This window comes from Citreicella sp. C3M06, from assembly GCF_018860705.1.
GTDB lineage: Bacteria > Pseudomonadota > Alphaproteobacteria > Rhodobacterales > Rhodobacteraceae > Salipiger.
In genome coordinates this window covers 56,693-71,845 of record NZ_JAHKQA010000102.1, presented here as the reverse complement: position 1 = coordinate 71,845, position 15,153 = coordinate 56,693, and the positions used below count along the sequence as shown (strand labels likewise).

Genomic DNA, 15,153 nt, shown 5'->3' with positions numbered 1-15,153 from the left:
TCTCGAAAATCCTCGCGTAAGCAGGATCCCGAGAGGCGCGCAAGGCTGCTGCCTCGAAGATCTTCGCGTAAATTGACAGGTCTCGCCCTTCGCGGCGAGGCGCTGCGACAAGACAAAAGCGGGCCTTGGGCCCGCTTTTTTCATTTGTGGCAGGTGCATTGCCAAATGCATAAAGGGCGCCCAATGGGCGCCCTTGTGGCCTGTCGGTCAGGCGGTGAGGGACGGAAGCGCCGGTGCCGGGCCTCTGTCCCTTTTGCTTGCGATTACTCGGCGTAGGCGCGGATCAGCGACGCGGCGTTCTCGCGGGCCTCGGCGGGGTTCGAGGCTTCCGATGCGGCCTGATAGGCGGCAACAGCTTCGGCATTGCTGAGGGCAGACACGTCGGCATTCGGCACGATCCGGCTCAGCGCGGCGCGGGCCTGGTCGCCGGTGTTGTAGGCTTGCGCCGATGCTGCGCCGGTCAGGGCGGCGGTTGCGGTCAGGGCAGCGGCGGTGAGGATTGCAAAACGGTTCATGGTCAGTCTCCTGTTTGATCTTGTTCGCACCGTTTGGTGCGTGAATGAGTATCTTTCGTCTTTCGATGCAGCACATATCGCACCAGCGCGCATGATCTTCAAATCACACAATCGCTCTCGAACGATCTGCTTTCCGTGATCTTGACCGTGAATTGTTCATGACAGGTTTGTGGATTCACAATTGTACCATTGTAAATATTGGAAAAAATGGCCAAGTTTGCTCGCGATTGCGTGATATCGCGTGAGGTAAGCTTTTGGAAACCGAGAAGTTTCCTTTTCACACCCTCAGTGTGCACAGGCGCACATCTGTAAGGGGCGCGTTACGCCGTCTTGCCGCGCTTTGAAAACCCTCTAAATTCAGCCCATGAGAGCGCTTGTCCCGTCCCCTGACGATGTCATCGAAACCGGGTTCATCCTCGCGGGGGACAGGCATGGGCAATCGCTGGCCCCCTCTGAGGCCTGCGACATCCTGCGCAGCGACACGCTTGGCTGGGTGCATCTGCGGGCGCAGCATCCGGACACCCCCGGCTGGATCATCGAGAACCTGTCCTATCTTGATCCGACGATCATCGATGCGCTGGTCGCCGAAGAAACCCGCCCGCGCGTCACCCGCGTTGGCGACGGGCTGATCGTGATTCTGCGCGGCATCAACACCATCGACGGGGAAGACCCCGAAGACATGGTTTCTGTCCGCCTGTGGATCGACCCGCAGCGGATCATCAGCCTGTCGCGCCGGCGGGTTCGCGCGATTTCCGACATCGCCGACGAATTGCGCCGCGGGCACGGGCCGGATGATTGCGCGTCATTCCTTGTGGATCTGGTCGAACGGCTGACCCAGTGCATCGAGAATTTCTGGCGTGGGATTGACGACGAGGCTGACGATCTCGAAGAGGCGGTGCTCACCGAGGCTGCCCCCGAAATCCGCCCACGTCTCGCTGATCTGCGGCGCCGGGCGATCATCCTGCGCCGCTATCTACAGCCGCAACGAGACGCGTTGAGGGGGCTGCAACCCGCGCACCCGTTCTGGCTCGAGGCCGATGATCTGCGCCACCTTGCCGAAGAGGTCGACGCGCTGGAGCGGGTGGTCGAAGACGCGGATGCCATGCGTGACCGCATGGCGCTGGTGCGCGACGAAATTGCCAGCCAGCTGTCGGACAAGCTGAACCGCAACATGTACCTGTTGTCGATTCTGTCGGCGCTGTTTCTGCCGCTGGGATTCCTGACCGGGCTGTTCGGAATAAACGTCGCAGGGATGCCGGGCGCGCAAGACGGCGACGCCTTCTGGATCTTCATCGGGGCGCTGGTTGTGGTGGTCGCGGCGCAGCTTGCGATCCTGCGCAAACTGAAGTGGATCTAGGCAGAGCTTTCCGCTTGCAAAGCCTTCCGGCCTTTCGTAAACGGGCATCGGCCTTAGGGGTATAGCTCAGTTGGTAGAGCGACGGTCTCCAAAACCGTAGGCCCACGGTTCGAGTCCGTGTGCCCCTGCCACTTTCACGATATTGCGGACAAACTTCCGAACCGGGCCTCCGGATCGGCATTGCGCATGAAAAAAAGGCCGCACCGAAGTGCGACCTTTTCCATTGTCCGGGCAGAGTTTACGAGCCCAGAACCTGTTCGATCAGTTGGCGCTGCTCGGTGTCCTTATCTTCGCCGTAAAGTGCGGCGCGCAGGCGGTTCACCTGCTCGGTGGTCAGCACGCGAAGGTCGGCCTCGGGCACCAGCTGCTGCACGGCGCTGATTTCAGACGGTGTCAGGTTCGGTGCGGCTTCGTTCATGCCATCAAGCAGTTGCACGCGGATCGAATCCGGGTCCACGCCGCGGTTGACCAGGGCGACGATCCGGTCCTTTTCGGCGGTGGTCATCTCTTCGATGCGCACCTGCGGGAAGTAATCGGTCAGGATCAGCATGTCGGCGGTATCGACGTTCGGGTTGTCCGCCGCCGCAATTTCCTCGATCATCTCGGACTTTTCGGTGTCCTCGTCGCCGGACTGGGCAATGGCCATCATTTCAGCGACCTGAGACTGGCTCAGGGCCGCGAAATTCACGTCCGGGTAGTAGGCGCGGATCGCGGCCTGTTCGGCTTCGGAGGGCATGGCCCGACCGGCGCTGCTGTCAGCCGCTGCAATGCGTTCCATGCGGGCGGCTTTTTCATTGTCGTCCTCGCCGGACTGGGCAATCGCCATCATCTGGGTGATCTGCTGATCGCTCAGCGCCGAGAAGTTGGCTTCCGGGTAGTATTGGGTGATGGCGTTCACTTCTGCCTGCGAGGCAGCAAACGCGCTGGTGCCGAGGACGGTTGCGAGGGCGGTGGCGGTGAGAAAGCGTTTCATAGTTGAGTCCTTTCACAAGTTCCAGTTTGCAGCGACCGGGCGCCTTGTCCGCTCGGTCCCGTGGCAAATGCCATTGCGGGATCAAACAGGGCCGTCTCCGGTCTTGCGTTTCGATCTATCGAGCGTAGCGTCGTCGCTGCGTCGGTATGTCTTTACAACACGGCTTCCCCGCCGCTGGTTCCGAGGCGAGAAGGGCAAAGATTTCGACCTGTTACGCTGGAAACTGGCGCGCCGGCGCTACGTGTGCGCGAACGCTTGCCGGGCAGCCGGGTTCCGTGCCGATCACGGCGATCTCTTCAGAAGATCGCGATCGCTCCGCACGCTGACGTGACCGACTGGCTGCCTCAATCGGCGCAGCGGCCCGGCAATGCTTGTCAGGGGCGCTCCATCTGCGTATACCGCCGCAAAATCTGAATCGAAAACCGAAGGCGCCCTGATGGCCAATCCCGTCCAGTTCATTCAGCAGACCCGTTCCGAGGTCGCCAAGATCGTCTGGCCGTCGCGCCGCGAGGTGTTGCTGACCACCGTGACGGTCTTTGTCATGGCAGCGCTGACCGCCACATTCTTTGCGATCGTCGACATCCTGATCCGCAGCGGCCTGCAAGGGCTTCTGTCGTTCTTCGGCTGAGCTGCCTGGGCGGCGCGGCGGGGAAACCCGCGCGTGTGCCCTTGATATCCGGCGGCCGAAGGCGCTAAGAGCAAGGCGATTACCTGAGCGGGCGTGCAGCGATTCGTGTTGCACGCCGGTTTTGTTTCAGGGACAACCGTTTCGCCCGCCCGGGGCGTGGCGGAAGGTGAATGGCCGGGATGCCCGGCGCAAGGTTGGAAGAGGGTCCAGATGGCGAAGCGGTGGTATTCGGTCAGCGTTCTGTCGAACTTCGAAAAGAAGATCGCGGAACAGATCCGTCAGGCAGTCGAAGAGCAGGGGCTCGAGGATCAGATCGACGAAGTCCTCGTTCCGACCGAAGAGGTCATCGAGGTGCGGCGCGGCAAGAAGGTCACGACCGAGCGTCGCTTCATGCCCGGCTATGTGCTCGTGCACATGGAAATGTCAGATCGTGGCTTTCACCTTGTGAACAACATCAACCGCGTGACCGGCTTTCTGGGCCCGCAGGGGCGGCCGATGCCGATGCGCGATGCCGAGGTCGAATCGATCCTTGGCCGGGTTCAGGAAACCGAGGAAGCGCCGCGCACGCTGATCCATTTCGAAGTGGGCGAGCGGGTCAAGGTCAACGATGGTCCGTTCGAAGGTTTCGACGGTATGGTCGAGGGCGTCGACGACGACAACCAGCGTCTGCGCGTCGCAGTGTCGATCTTTGGTCGCGAAACCCCGGTCGAGCTGGAATTCACTCAGGTGACCAAGCAGTAAGATCCGCGGCAACGCCCGGAATAGTGAAACCCGCCAGACATCTCTGGCGGGTTTTTTCTTGCGCGGATTGCGCCCGGGCGCGCGCATCGCCAAACATGGGCGCATGACCGCGCCAGCCCTGTTTCGCCAAGCCCCGCTTCGTATCGCCAATTGCGATGCCCGCCGCCTGTGGCTTGGGGCGAACGGGCTGTCCGGCATGCCTTCGGGCGCCGATGCGCTGGGGGTGATCCGCGCGCTGGGGTTCGTGCAACTCGACACCATTCAGGTGGTCAGCCGCGCGCATCATCACATCCTGTGGTCCCGCGCGCAGTCCTATCGCGAGCCGATGCTGGACAAGCTTCTGCGCAAGCAGGCGGTGTTCGAACATTTCACCCATGACGCCTCTGCCCTGCCGATGGAGATGCTGCCGCTTTGGCAGCGGCAATTCGACCGTATGCGTCGCAAGGTCGCTGGCTCTTGGTACGTGGGGATCGCGTCCGACACGCTCACCGCCGAGATTCTGGCGCGGATTCGCGACGAGGGCCCGTTGTGCACGCGCGATTTCGATACGGTGGTCGAAGAGCGGGCGATGTGGCAGCGGCCACCGCATAAGAAGGCGCTCGATTACCTGTGGTACGCGGGGGTGCTGGCGACCAGCCATCGCGAGGGGGTCATCAAATATTACGATCTGGCGGAACGGGTGTTCCCGCAGGTCGAGCGCCTGCCTGACGAGGCGCAGATCGACGGGCTTTGCACGGCGGCGCTGGAGCGGCTCGGCGTCGGCACCCTGAGCGAGATCCGCAAATTCTGGGATGCCACCGAGGCGCCCGAGGTGGCGGGCTGGGCCGCCCGCGCGCAGCCTGTTCCGGTGATGATCGAGGGCGCAGACGGGCGGTGGACGTCGGCGCTTGGCAGCCCGGACATAGAAGAGCGGTTGCAGGCTGCGCCGCCATCGCGGCGTCTGCGTCTGCTCAACCCGTTCGATCCGGCGATCCGTGATCGCGCCCGGCTCAAGCGGCTGTTCGGGTTCGACTATACGGTCGAGATGTTCGTGCCCGAGGCGAAACGCCGCTGGGGGTATTACGTCTATCCGCTGCTCGAAGGGGATCGGATGGTGGGGCGCATCGCAGCAAAGGGCGATCGCAAGGCCGGAACCCTGAGCGTCACCAACCTGTGGTGGGAGCCGGGCCTGCGCGCCTCTTCGGGGCGCGATGCCCGGCTGAGCGCCGAGTTGCACCGCTTTGCGAGACTCGCCGGTCTGCGCGAGGTGCATCCAGCAGATCCCGGAACATGGCCGATCGGTTCTTGATTTTCACCCCGGATCGAGGTATGCGCCGGGCTTCGAGCGATTGCCCAGGCGACTCGCCCGATCGTGGGAGGCGCGCGCATCGCGATGTGCAGACCTGACCACGCCACATGAACGCTGGATGACGCGTCATTCGGCAGATGGAAAAGGAGTAAGCTCATGGCCAAGAAGCTGATGGGCAAGATGAAACTGCAGATCCCTGCAGGCAAAGCCAACCCGTCGCCGCCCGTAGGCCCGGCGCTGGGTCAGCGCGGCATCAACATCATGGAATTCTGCAAGGCGTTCAACGCCAAGACGCAGGAAATGGAGCCCGGCGCGCCGTGCCCGACCGTGATCACCTATTATCAGGACAAATCCTTCACGATGGAAATCAAGACGCCGCCCGCGTCTTATTACCTCAAGAAGGCCGCAGGCCTGAAGCCGGTTGGCAAGCGCAACCGTCCCAAGGGTGCCGTCACCCCGGGTCGCGAGACGATTGGCACCGTGACCACCAAGCAGGTGCGTGAGATCGCCGAGGCCAAGATGAAGGACCTCAGCGCGAACGACGTGGAAGCTGCAATGCAGATCATCCTTGGCTCGGCCAAGTCCATGGGCATCGAGGTGAAGTAATGGCAAAGCTCGGAAAACGTACCCGCGCCGCCCGTGAGGCCTTTGTTGGCAAGGAAGAGCTGTCGCTCGAAGATGCCGTCAAGCTGGTCAAGTCGAACGCGAACGCCAAGTTCGACGAGACGCTGGAAATCGCGATGAACCTCGGCGTCGACACCCGTCACGCCGACCAGATGGTTCGTGGTGTGATCGGCCTGCCGAACGGCACCGGCAAGACCATGCGCGTCGCCGTGTTCGCCCGTGGCCCCAAGGCTGAAGAGGCCCAGAAGGCCGGTGCAGACATCGTCGGCGCCGAAGACCTGATGGAAACCATTCAGGGCGGCACCATCGAGTTCGATCGTTGCATCGCGACCCCGGACATGATGCCGATCGTCGGCCGTCTCGGCAAGATCCTCGGTCCGCGCAACCTGATGCCGAACCCCAAGGTCGGCACCGTGACCATGGATGTCGCTCAGGCTGTCAAAGACGCCAAGGGCGGTCAGGTCCAGTTCCGCGCTGAAAAGGGCGGTGTGGTGCATGCCGGCATCGGCAAAGTCTCCTTCGACGAGGCGCAGCTGATCGAGAACGTCAAGGCGTTCATCGGCGCGGTTGCCAAGGCCAAGCCGGCCGGTGCCAAGGGCACCTACATGAAGAAGATCTCGCTGAGCTCGACCATGGGCCCGGGCGTCACCATCGACGTGGCTGCTGCTGCGTCCGAGTGATCTTTGGACTGCATCGAATAATGAAAAGGCGGGCCCTCGGGTCCGCCTTTTTTATTGCCGCGCGGCGCTCGGCCTGTCTGATCCGGGCTGGCCTTAGCCGCGCCGCCGCAGGAACAGCGGCACCAGCGCCAGCAGAATGACAATGCGGGCAAAGTGATGCGCCGCGACATAGGCCGGATCGTAGCCAAGGGCGAGGGCGATGGCGGCCATGGCCTCGACGCCTCCGGGAGCGAAGGCGATCAGCACCTGCCCGATGGGCAGCCCGGTCAGCGCCTGCGTGATCACCGCAAACACCAGCGCCATGCCAAGCGCCATGGCGACCACCGCCAGCCCGGTCCAGAGCAGGCGCAGCACCGCGCGCGGTTCGACCTTGCTGAGCCGAGTGGCGAGCACCGCGCCGGTCACGGTGAAGCCGGAAAAGATCATCCAGCCGGGCGCGACCCCGTGCAGCAGCCCGGTCAGGTGGGCAGCGGCGCTCAGCACGATGCCGGTCAGCAGGCAGGCCGCCGACACCCCGCGCCGCCCGGCCCAGCGGCCCAGCGGCAGGCCGATCACCAGCAGCAGCGCAATGCCCCACAGCGGCATCGGTTCGGGCGTAACGGCCTGTGCGGTGGGGATGTTCAGCACCGCGGCCAGCGGCGGTACCAGCGCCACCAGAACAATCAGCCGCATCAGTTGCAGGATGGTGACGGCGCCCGCGTCGCCCTTGCCCTCGATGGCGATGGCCACGGCGTTCGACATGGTGCCCGGAGAGCTGGCCAGAACGGCGGTTTCACGGTCGATCCCAAAGACGCGCGTCAGCAGCCATGTCGATGCGGCCATGGTGGCCACCAGTGACAGCACCAGCAACAGCAGGCTGATCGACCAGCCCGACAATTGCGGAATGACCGAGGCGTTGATCCCCGATCCCAGCGACAGGCCGATGACCAGAAACGCCAGATCGCGGGCGCCAACCGGCATGACCACCGGCTGCTTGAGCCCCGCCAATACCGCGACCGCCAGCATCGCGCCGACAAGCGCCCCGGCCGGAATGCCAAGAGACGCGGCAAGCGCCGCGCCTCCAAGGGCGGCAACGGCGGTAAGCGCCGTTGCCTTCAGATATGCCTTGTCCTGCATGAGGCTCAGTCCGCCATGGCTTCCTGCCCCCCGGAGCGCTTGCGCGAGCGCCGTGCAAGCCAGATCGGCAGCACAACGACCAGCAGCGCCAGACCGTAGAGCAGCAGGCTCTTCCAGTCTGCCACGAGGATGCCCCAGTCGCCGCCCGAAATCGACAGGGCGCGGCGCAGGTTGTTCTCGAACAGCGAGCCAAGCACAAAGCCAAGGATCACCGGGGCGAGGGAAAATTCCAGCTTGCGCAGGAACCAGCCGAGCAGGCCAAGGCCGGTGATCATGTAAAGATCATGCGGGTTTCCGACGATGGTGTAGATGCCGATGAAGGCAAGAATGGCGATCAGCGGCGTCAGGTAATGCTGCGGGATCGTCAGCATCCGGGCGAACAGCCCCACCAGCGGCAGGTTGATCACCAAAAGCGCGACGTTGCCGATATACATCGATGCCACAAGGCCCCACGCCACTTCGGGACGCTGGGTGAACATCATCGGGCCGGGCTGGATGTTGAACATCAGCAGTGCGCCCAGCAGGATCGCGGTGGTGCCCGAGCCGGGGATGCCCAGCGTCAGCATCGGCACCATGGAACCGCCCGCCGCTGCGTTGTTCGCCGCTTCGGGGGCCGCAAGGCCGCGCACGTCGCCGGTGCCGAAGGTGCCTTCCTTGTCCGAGATCCGCTTTTCGGTGCCATAGGCCACGGCCGAAGCGACCGATGCGCCGGTGCCGGGCAGGATGCCGATGAAGAAGCCGATGATCGAGCTGCGCAGGATCGTCCACTTGGCCAGCTTCAGATCGGCCCATTGCACGAAGCTCTTGTCGACGGGCAGCGATTTGAGCGTGCCGCGTGCCTGATGTTCCACCAGCGTCAGCAGTTCGGCCATGCCGAACAGGCCCACCACGACGATCAGGAAGTCGATGCCTGCAAGGATGTCGGGGATGCCGAACGTGTAGCGGTTGACCCCGGTGTTGGCGTCGATGCCGATGGTCGCCAGCATCAGGCCGATGGTTGCCCCCAGCAGCGTCTTGACCGTGCTCTTGCCGACCAGAGACGCCAGCGAGGCGAAGGCAAAGACCATCAGCGCGACGTAATCTGCGGGGCTGAAGGTCACGGCGAATTTCGCAAGGCCCGGCGCGAACAGCGACATCAGGATCACCGCGAAGGTGCCGCCGATGAACGAGGCCACCGCCGACAGCGACAGCGCGCGCCCGGCCTGACCGGCGCGGGCCATCGGGTTGCCATCGAGCGTGGTCATCACCGCGCCCGCATCCCCCGGCACGTTGAGCAGGATCGAAGAGATCCGCCCGCCGTATTCGGCGCCATAATAGATGCCCGCCAGCAGGATCAGCGCCGATTCAGGCGGAAAACCAAGGCCATAGGCGATGGGCAGCAGGATCGCGACGCCGTTGATCGGCCCCAGCCCCGGCAGCGCGCCGATCAGGGTGCCGACAAAGCAGCCGACCAGCACCAGCATCAGGTTGAACGGGTCGAAAGCGACGGCAAAGCCGGTCGCCAGACCGGAAAGAACGGTATCCATCAGTTGGCCTCCGTCTGGAAGCTTTCGAGCACGGCTTCGACGACCGCGCCTTCGGGCAGGTTGAGATCCATCAAGGTGACGCACAGCAGCCAGCCGGCGATGCCGGCGCCAACGCCAAAGGCCAGCGCACGCCAGCGCGGCGCGCCCAGCATCAGCGCCATGGCGGTGCCGAACAGGGCGGTTGCAACGACAAAGCCCAGGGGCTCGTACAGGCGGCTGTAGGCCATCAGCATGACCACCGCCGCGCCAAGGCGGAACCAGACGGCCTTCGGCACGTCCATGTGATCGACGTCGGGCCTCCACAGCACGCCAAGCAGGCAAAGCATCGCAACGATGGAAAGGATCTGCGGCCAGCTTTCGGGGCCAAGCGGGTCGTACTGGAACGGTGCCTTGATGACGGTGAAGGCGATCACCGCATAACCGATGGTCACCGCAAGCAGGACAGCCGCGAAGATGCGGTCAGCCATGGGGGCCTCCTGTTGAAATTTCGGGACGGTCTGAAAGCGTTCAGATGCGCCGCAAGGGCCGCCCTTCGCAAAAGGCGGCCCCGCGGGGAGAAAAGCGGATTACTGGATCAGACCCGCTTCGGTCGCGATGGTACGAAGTTCGTCCATCGTGTTGTTGATGGAGGCGGTCAGTGCCTCACCCGACAGGTTCAGCGGAAGAAGCCCGCGCTCTGCCTGGATCTGTGCGAACGCGTCGGTGGCATAGGCCGCATCGAACGCATCGACCCATTTCTGGTAATCCTCGTCAGAGGTGTCCTTGCCCATGTAGAAGCCGCGCATGATCGTCCATTCGACGTCATAGCCCTGCTCCTTGGCGGTCGGGATCTCGGCGAAGGGGGCCTCAAGACGCTCGGGGGCGAGGGTCGCGAGGATCTTCATGTCGCCGCTTTCCAGATACGGGACCATTTCGCCGACATCGCCGGTATAGACCTCGATCGAGCCGCCGAGCAGCGCCGCGATGGCATCGCCGCCGCCGTCGAAGGCGACATAGCGCATCTGCATCGGGGTGCCGCCGGCTTCGCGCATCAGCAGCGCGCCCTTCATCCAGTCTTGCGAGCCGACAGAGCCGCCTGCGCCCACCACGACCGATTGCGGGTCGGCGGCCAGATCATCCATGATCTGCTTGAGCGAGTCGTATTCGCTGTCGGCCTTGACCACGACAGCGCCGAAATCGGCCCCGGCGGTCGCCAGCCAGCGCACGTCGTTCTCATCGAAGGCGCCGTATTTGCCAAGGATGATGTTCAGCAGCGAACCGGTCGACCATGCGACGATGGCCGAGCCGTCATCGGTTCGGTTGGTGTTGAACTGGTTGAAGGCCACGGCGCCGATGCCGCCGGGCATAAAGGTCACCTGCACGGGGTTGGTGACATGCGGCTCGAGGCCGGTCTGTGCCACGCGGCAGGTCAGATCGAAGCCGCCGCCGGGGTTGGCCGGTGCGACGCATTCGGGCTTGCGGATGTCGCTTTGTGCCAATGCCGGTGCGGCAAGGCTGAGGGCGCAGAAAAGCGCCGCGGAAACGCGGGTGATGATCATGATGTTCCTCCCATCTAGTCATGGCCCCTTGGGCTGCGACGCTTATGACCTGCCAAGGCTGTGAATGTCCTGACGCGTGGCTGACAGGACGCTGACATGGGCATTGCGCCGCAAGATATGGCTATGCGGATGCGCCGCGACCGGATAGTTCCGGTAACATGAGAATGCTACTGGTCGAAGACAATGACGAGCTGGCCGAGACGGTTCTTGACCGGCTGCGCCACGAGGGCCATTCGGTCGATCGCGAGGCCGACGGCGAAGAGGCCAACGCCCTGCTGCGCCATGCCCGTTTCGATATCATCCTGCTGGATATCAACCTGCCGGGGCGCAGCGGCTACGAGGTGCTGCGCTCGATGCGCTCGCGCGGGGATTCGACGCCGGTCATCGTGCTCACTGCCCGGTCGGAAATCGACGACCGGGTGGTGGGGCTGGATGCGGGGGCCGATGATTACATGGTCAAGCCGGTCGATTTTCGCGAACTCTCGGCGCGCTGCCGGGTGCTGGCGCGGCGCCGGGCCGGGGCGTCGAGCAACCTGTTCACCGCCGGAACGCTGCGGTTCGACCGCGCCGCCAAGCTGGCCTTTGTCAGCGACAAACCGATCGAGCTGCGCGCCAAGGAGTTGCAGCTGCTCGAGGTGATGATCGACAATCTTGGCCGGATGCTGACCAAAGAAGAGGTGGCCGACAAGCTCTACACCTTTCGCGAAAGCCCCAGCTTGAACGCCGTCGAACAGCTGGTGACGCGGCTGCGGCGGAAACTCGAAGGCACGCCGCTGGTGATCAAGACGGCGCGCGGCCTTGGCTATCTGCCCTATGTCAGCGACGACGAATAAGGCGCCCCGCTTGGGGGCGATGAATAATGCGCCCCGACTGGGGGCGGGGAATGAAGCACCCCGGCCCGAGGCGACGCCAGATGAGCCGCGCTCGCTCAAGTGGCGGCTGCTGTCGTCGATGGCGGCGGGATTCGCGCTGCTGCTGCTGCTGATGTCGGTACTGCTGTGGAACTATTCGCGCGCCGCATCAAATCGCACCTTCGATCTGCTTCTGGCGGGGGCGGCGCTGGCGATGCTGGAGCGGGTGTCGTTCAACGCCGATGGCCCGACGGTCGATCTGCCGCAATCGGCGATGGATATCCTTGCGCTGGCAAGCGACGACCGGGTGGTCTACCGCGTCTTTGCTCCGGCCTATGGCGAGATAACCGGCACCCCCGACCTGCCGCTGCCCGCCGCCGATCCTTCGGCCGCACCGGTGTTCTACAACGACAAGCTGAACGAGGGCTTTCGCTTCATCGTGCAGGGGCGGCAGATCACCTCGGCCGCCGGGCGCGACTGGGTCTTTGTGCAGATCGGCCAGACGCTGAACGCCCGGCGCGAACAGCAGGGGACGTTGTTTCTTTATGGTATGGCCGGGCTGGCCGGGGTGTCGCTGATCGGACTGGGCTTTGTCTGGCTGGCGATCCGCACGTCTCTGGCGCCGCTGGGCACCATCGCGGCCAGCCTTCTGGCGCGCAATCCGCGCGATCTGTCGCCCATCGAGGGCGCCCCTCCGCAGGAAATCTCGGACCTGTTTCGCGCCATCAACGGCTTTATCGCCCAGTTGCGGCGATCCCGCGCGCTGACCGAAAGCTTCATCGCGGATGTGGCGCACCAGACCCGCACCTCGTTGTCGGCGGTGCAGGGGCAACTGGCGCTTGCCGTCGATGCCGACAGCCCCGAGGCCATGCGCGCCCGGCTGGTCAAGGCCGAGGCGCAGGGGAACAAGACCGTTCACCTGACCAACCAACTGCTGGCCAACGCTATGGTGATCCATCGCTCTGACCAGGCGCAGCTTGATCCGATGGAGCTGCGCCCGCTGGTGCGCGACACGCTGGCAGAGCTGCTGCGTGACCGCAGGCTGCGCGAGATCACCATCTCTTACGAAGACGCGCAATTGCCCGACGGGGTGGGGCGGATCCGGGGCGATGCGATCTCCATCCGCGAGGCGCTGCGCAACCTGATCGACAATGCGATCCGACATGGGGGGCCGGAAAACTCGATCCTGATCGAACTGGACGGTGACACCCGCAGCATCCGCCTGACCGTCTCGGACGGCGGGCCGGGCATTGCGCCAGCGGATCGGGCGCGGGCGACCGAGCGGTTCACCTCGATCAACCGCGACACCGCCGGGTCGGGGCTGGGCCTTGCCATCGTGCGCTCGGTGGCCGAGGGGCATGACGCCAAGCTGGAACTCGGGGCGTCGCAACTGGGCGGGCTGCGTGCTTCGCTGATCTTTCCACGGCTGGCGGCGCTGCTGGCGGCGCTGCTGCTAACGCCCATCGCTGCCAAGGCATCGGAGCTGACCATCTTCGGCGCCACAGATCGCGCGGCCATCGAGCCGGTGCTTGACGCGTTCGAGGCGAAGGTGCCGGGCTGGACCATCTCATACCGCGAATTTCAGACCGTCGATCTGTATGACGCGGTGCTCGCGGGCGAGGGGCCGCCCGATGTGGTGATCTCTTCGGCGATGGATCTGCAGGTCGATCTGGTGAACCGCGGCATGGCGCAGCGCTTTGTCCTGCCCGAAGACAGCCAGCCGCCGGACTGGGCGCGCTGGCGCGACGAGCTTTACGGCTTTACCTTCGAACCCGCCGCGATCCTTTACAACAAGCGCATCCTGTCGCGCGAGGATCTGCCAAACTCGCACCGCGACCTGTCGTCATTCATCCGCGACCATGAGGCCGAGCTGAAGGGCCGGGTCGGGGGGTACGATCTGCGCCGCTCGGGGATCGGCTATCTGTATGCCACGCAGGATCTGATCCAGAGCGTTCAGGCGCAGCGCCTGTTCGAGGTGCTGGGGCGGGCCTCGGCGCGGGTCTATCTTGGCACGGCCGAGATGACGCGGGCGACGGGCAGCGGGGAAATCGCGCTGGCGCTGAATGTCATCAGTTCCTACGCCATGGCATTGGTCCCCGATCACCCCGATGTCGGGGTGCATTTCCTGAGCGATTACAACCTTGTCATGTCTCGCACCGCCTTTGTCCCCAAAACCGCCCGCGCGCCCGCGATGGCGGCGCGTTTTGTCGCCTTCCTGCTCTCGCCCGAAGGCCAGAGCCTGATCGACCGCGACACGCCGCTGATCCCGATTGCCGCGGCTGGCGCGCCGCTGACCGACAGCGCGCGGTTGCTGCGCGCCAGCAGTGGCAGTTTTCTTCCGATTCGGTTGGGGCCGGGGCTGCTGACCTTTCTCGACCGGCTGAAACGCGAAGAGGTGCTGCGCAGCTGGGATGCCGCGATGGCTGGGAATGGCAACTAGCCGATCCGGTCAGCTGCGGTGAGACCTCAGGAACAGGCGCATCAGATCGCGGGCCGACGGGTTCGAAACGATGGACATCGCCGGGGCATAGGCGGTCTCGAACAGCGCTGCGCCGATCAGCAGCGGGCTTTCGGTCAGGTTCAGCGGGCCGACAACCGCCTCGCCAAGGGTGCGCCAGTTGCGGTGCAGAATCTCGGTCAGCTGGGCGATTGTTTCTGCGTCGTCGCGTTTCTGGCGGACGAATTCGATCAGGGTCAGCGGCCACGACCCGCTTTCTGCCCGCGCGCCGGCCCAGTCGATCAGTAGCTCTTCGATTTCGTCGCGGCCGGGGGCAGCGGCGATCGCGTCGACAAGCTGAAGAAGGTCGCTTCCGCCATGGGTTTCAAGCACGGCCAGAAACAGCGCTTCCTTGCCGGGAAAGTTGGCATAGACCGCGCCCTTGGTGTATCCTGCTTCGGCGGCGATGGCATCAAGAGAGGTGGCATTGTACCCGCGCGCACCGAACAGCGTTTCCGCCGCTTCTATCAGGCGATCTCTGGTGCGCTGCGCCGCTTGCTTGCGGGTCATGCGTTGGTTCATTGCGGGCCACTCCCTTAGACTGCGATCACGATTGGCGTGAAGACTTCCAAGTTAAGATACCCTTGGGTATTTGTGTACTCAAGGGTATACGAAATCCTGTCCACGGATCGGCCCGCTTGATATATCTTGGGGGCGCAGGGTGCGTTCCGATCCCGTTTCTGCCCCCCTCGACGCAGCGTCGACGCTGAAGCGGTCGCGGAGACAGTTGTGCATGGTGCTTGCACAGCAGGCCCGGTGGGCGGGCACGCTTGTCGGGCGAATGAGGCAACCCGGCTTGACCCTTTGCTCGCGCGGGTT

General features: G+C 64.1%; 15 protein-coding genes and 1 tRNA gene. 9 read left to right on the top strand and 7 right to left on the bottom strand.

What is annotated here, in order from left to right; all coding sequences use genetic code 11:
* Positions 1–263: 263 nt before the first annotated feature.
* Positions 264–515 (bottom strand): hypothetical protein, encoded by a 252-nt coding sequence (locus KO516_RS23070; RefSeq protein WP_216006137.1) that lies wholly within the window; start codon positions 513–515, stop codon positions 264–266.
* A gap of 364 nt (positions 516–879) precedes the next feature.
* Between KO516_RS23070 and KO516_RS23065 the strand changes: the two genes are divergently transcribed.
* On the top strand, positions 880–1,872 hold the full coding sequence (locus KO516_RS23065; RefSeq protein ID WP_216006136.1) for a zinc transporter ZntB: 993 nt from the start codon (positions 880–882) through the stop codon (positions 1,870–1,872).
* A 55-nt stretch (positions 1,873–1,927) separates the two neighbouring features.
* Positions 1,928–2,003 (top strand) — tRNA-Trp (locus KO516_RS23060).
* A gap of 107 nt (positions 2,004–2,110) precedes the next feature.
* Here KO516_RS23060 and KO516_RS23055 read toward each other — a convergent pair.
* Positions 2,111–2,845: a hypothetical protein gene (locus tag KO516_RS23055; RefSeq protein ID WP_216006135.1), complete on the bottom strand. Its 735-nt coding sequence runs from the start codon at positions 2,843–2,845 to the stop codon at positions 2,111–2,113.
* Positions 2,846–3,281: 436 nt separating this feature from the next.
* On the opposite strand from KO516_RS23055, the gene secE reads away from it, so the two are divergent.
* The 5 genes from secE (at position 3,282) to rplA (ending at position 6,806) form a co-directional block, all read left to right on the top strand.
* Positions 3,282–3,473, top strand: a complete 192-nt coding sequence (secE, locus tag KO516_RS23050; RefSeq protein ID WP_216006134.1) for a preprotein translocase subunit SecE — start codon at positions 3,282–3,284, stop codon at positions 3,471–3,473.
* Positions 3,474–3,683: 210 nt separating this feature from the next.
* Entirely contained in the window at positions 3,684–4,214 is a 531-nt protein-coding gene (gene nusG / locus KO516_RS23045) for a transcription termination/antitermination protein NusG (protein WP_216006133.1), read from the top strand.
* A gap of 103 nt (positions 4,215–4,317) precedes the next feature.
* The gene (locus KO516_RS23040; RefSeq protein ID WP_216006132.1) at positions 4,318–5,502 is read left to right on the top strand and encodes a winged helix-turn-helix domain-containing protein; all 1,185 of its coding nucleotides are present in this window, start codon (positions 4,318–4,320) and stop codon (positions 5,500–5,502) included.
* 156 nt (positions 5,503–5,658) lie between these two features.
* Positions 5,659–6,108 (top strand): 50S ribosomal protein L11, encoded by a 450-nt coding sequence (gene rplK / locus KO516_RS23035; protein ID WP_216006131.1) that lies wholly within the window; start codon positions 5,659–5,661, stop codon positions 6,106–6,108.
* Entirely contained in the window at positions 6,108–6,806 is a 699-nt protein-coding gene (rplA, locus tag KO516_RS23030) for a 50S ribosomal protein L1 (protein ID WP_216006130.1), read from the top strand. Before rplK ends, rplA begins: the two co-directional genes overlap by 1 nt.
* Positions 6,807–6,899: 93 nt before the next feature.
* On the opposite strand, the gene KO516_RS23025 is transcribed toward rplA, so the two are convergent.
* The 4 genes from KO516_RS23025 to KO516_RS23010 form a co-directional block, all read right to left on the bottom strand.
* Positions 6,900–7,922, bottom strand: a complete 1,023-nt coding sequence (locus tag KO516_RS23025) for an AbrB family transcriptional regulator (RefSeq protein ID WP_216006129.1) — start codon at positions 7,920–7,922, stop codon at positions 6,900–6,902.
* 5 nt (positions 7,923–7,927) lie between these two features.
* Positions 7,928–9,448: a tripartite tricarboxylate transporter permease gene (locus KO516_RS23020; RefSeq protein WP_216006128.1), complete on the bottom strand. Its 1,521-nt coding sequence runs from the start codon at positions 9,446–9,448 to the stop codon at positions 7,928–7,930.
* Positions 9,448–9,915 (bottom strand): tripartite tricarboxylate transporter TctB family protein, encoded by a 468-nt coding sequence (locus KO516_RS23015; RefSeq protein WP_216006127.1) that lies wholly within the window; start codon positions 9,913–9,915, stop codon positions 9,448–9,450. Before KO516_RS23015 ends, KO516_RS23020 begins: the two co-directional genes overlap by 1 nt.
* 99 nt (positions 9,916–10,014) lie before the next feature.
* Positions 10,015–10,986 carry a tripartite tricarboxylate transporter substrate binding protein gene (locus KO516_RS23010; protein ID WP_216006126.1) on the bottom strand — a complete coding sequence of 324 codons (972 nt, stop codon included), beginning with the start codon at positions 10,984–10,986 and terminating at the stop codon, positions 10,015–10,017.
* A gap of 158 nt (positions 10,987–11,144) precedes the next feature.
* Between KO516_RS23010 and KO516_RS23005 the strand changes: the two genes are divergently transcribed.
* Together KO516_RS23005 and KO516_RS23000 are read left to right on the top strand one after the other, a co-directional pair.
* On the top strand, positions 11,145–11,819 hold the full coding sequence (locus KO516_RS23005) for a response regulator transcription factor (protein WP_216006125.1): 675 nt from the start codon (positions 11,145–11,147) through the stop codon (positions 11,817–11,819).
* A 19-nt stretch (positions 11,820–11,838) separates the two neighbouring features.
* The gene (locus tag KO516_RS23000) at positions 11,839–14,277 is read left to right on the top strand and encodes an extracellular solute-binding protein (protein WP_252737854.1); all 2,439 of its coding nucleotides are present in this window, start codon (positions 11,839–11,841) and stop codon (positions 14,275–14,277) included.
* Positions 14,278–14,286: 9 nt separating this feature from the next.
* On the opposite strand, the gene KO516_RS22995 is transcribed toward KO516_RS23000, so the two are convergent.
* The gene (locus KO516_RS22995; RefSeq protein WP_216006124.1) at positions 14,287–14,844 is read right to left on the bottom strand and encodes a TetR/AcrR family transcriptional regulator; all 558 of its coding nucleotides are present in this window, start codon (positions 14,842–14,844) and stop codon (positions 14,287–14,289) included.
* Between the last annotated feature and the right edge of the window lie 309 nt (positions 14,845–15,153).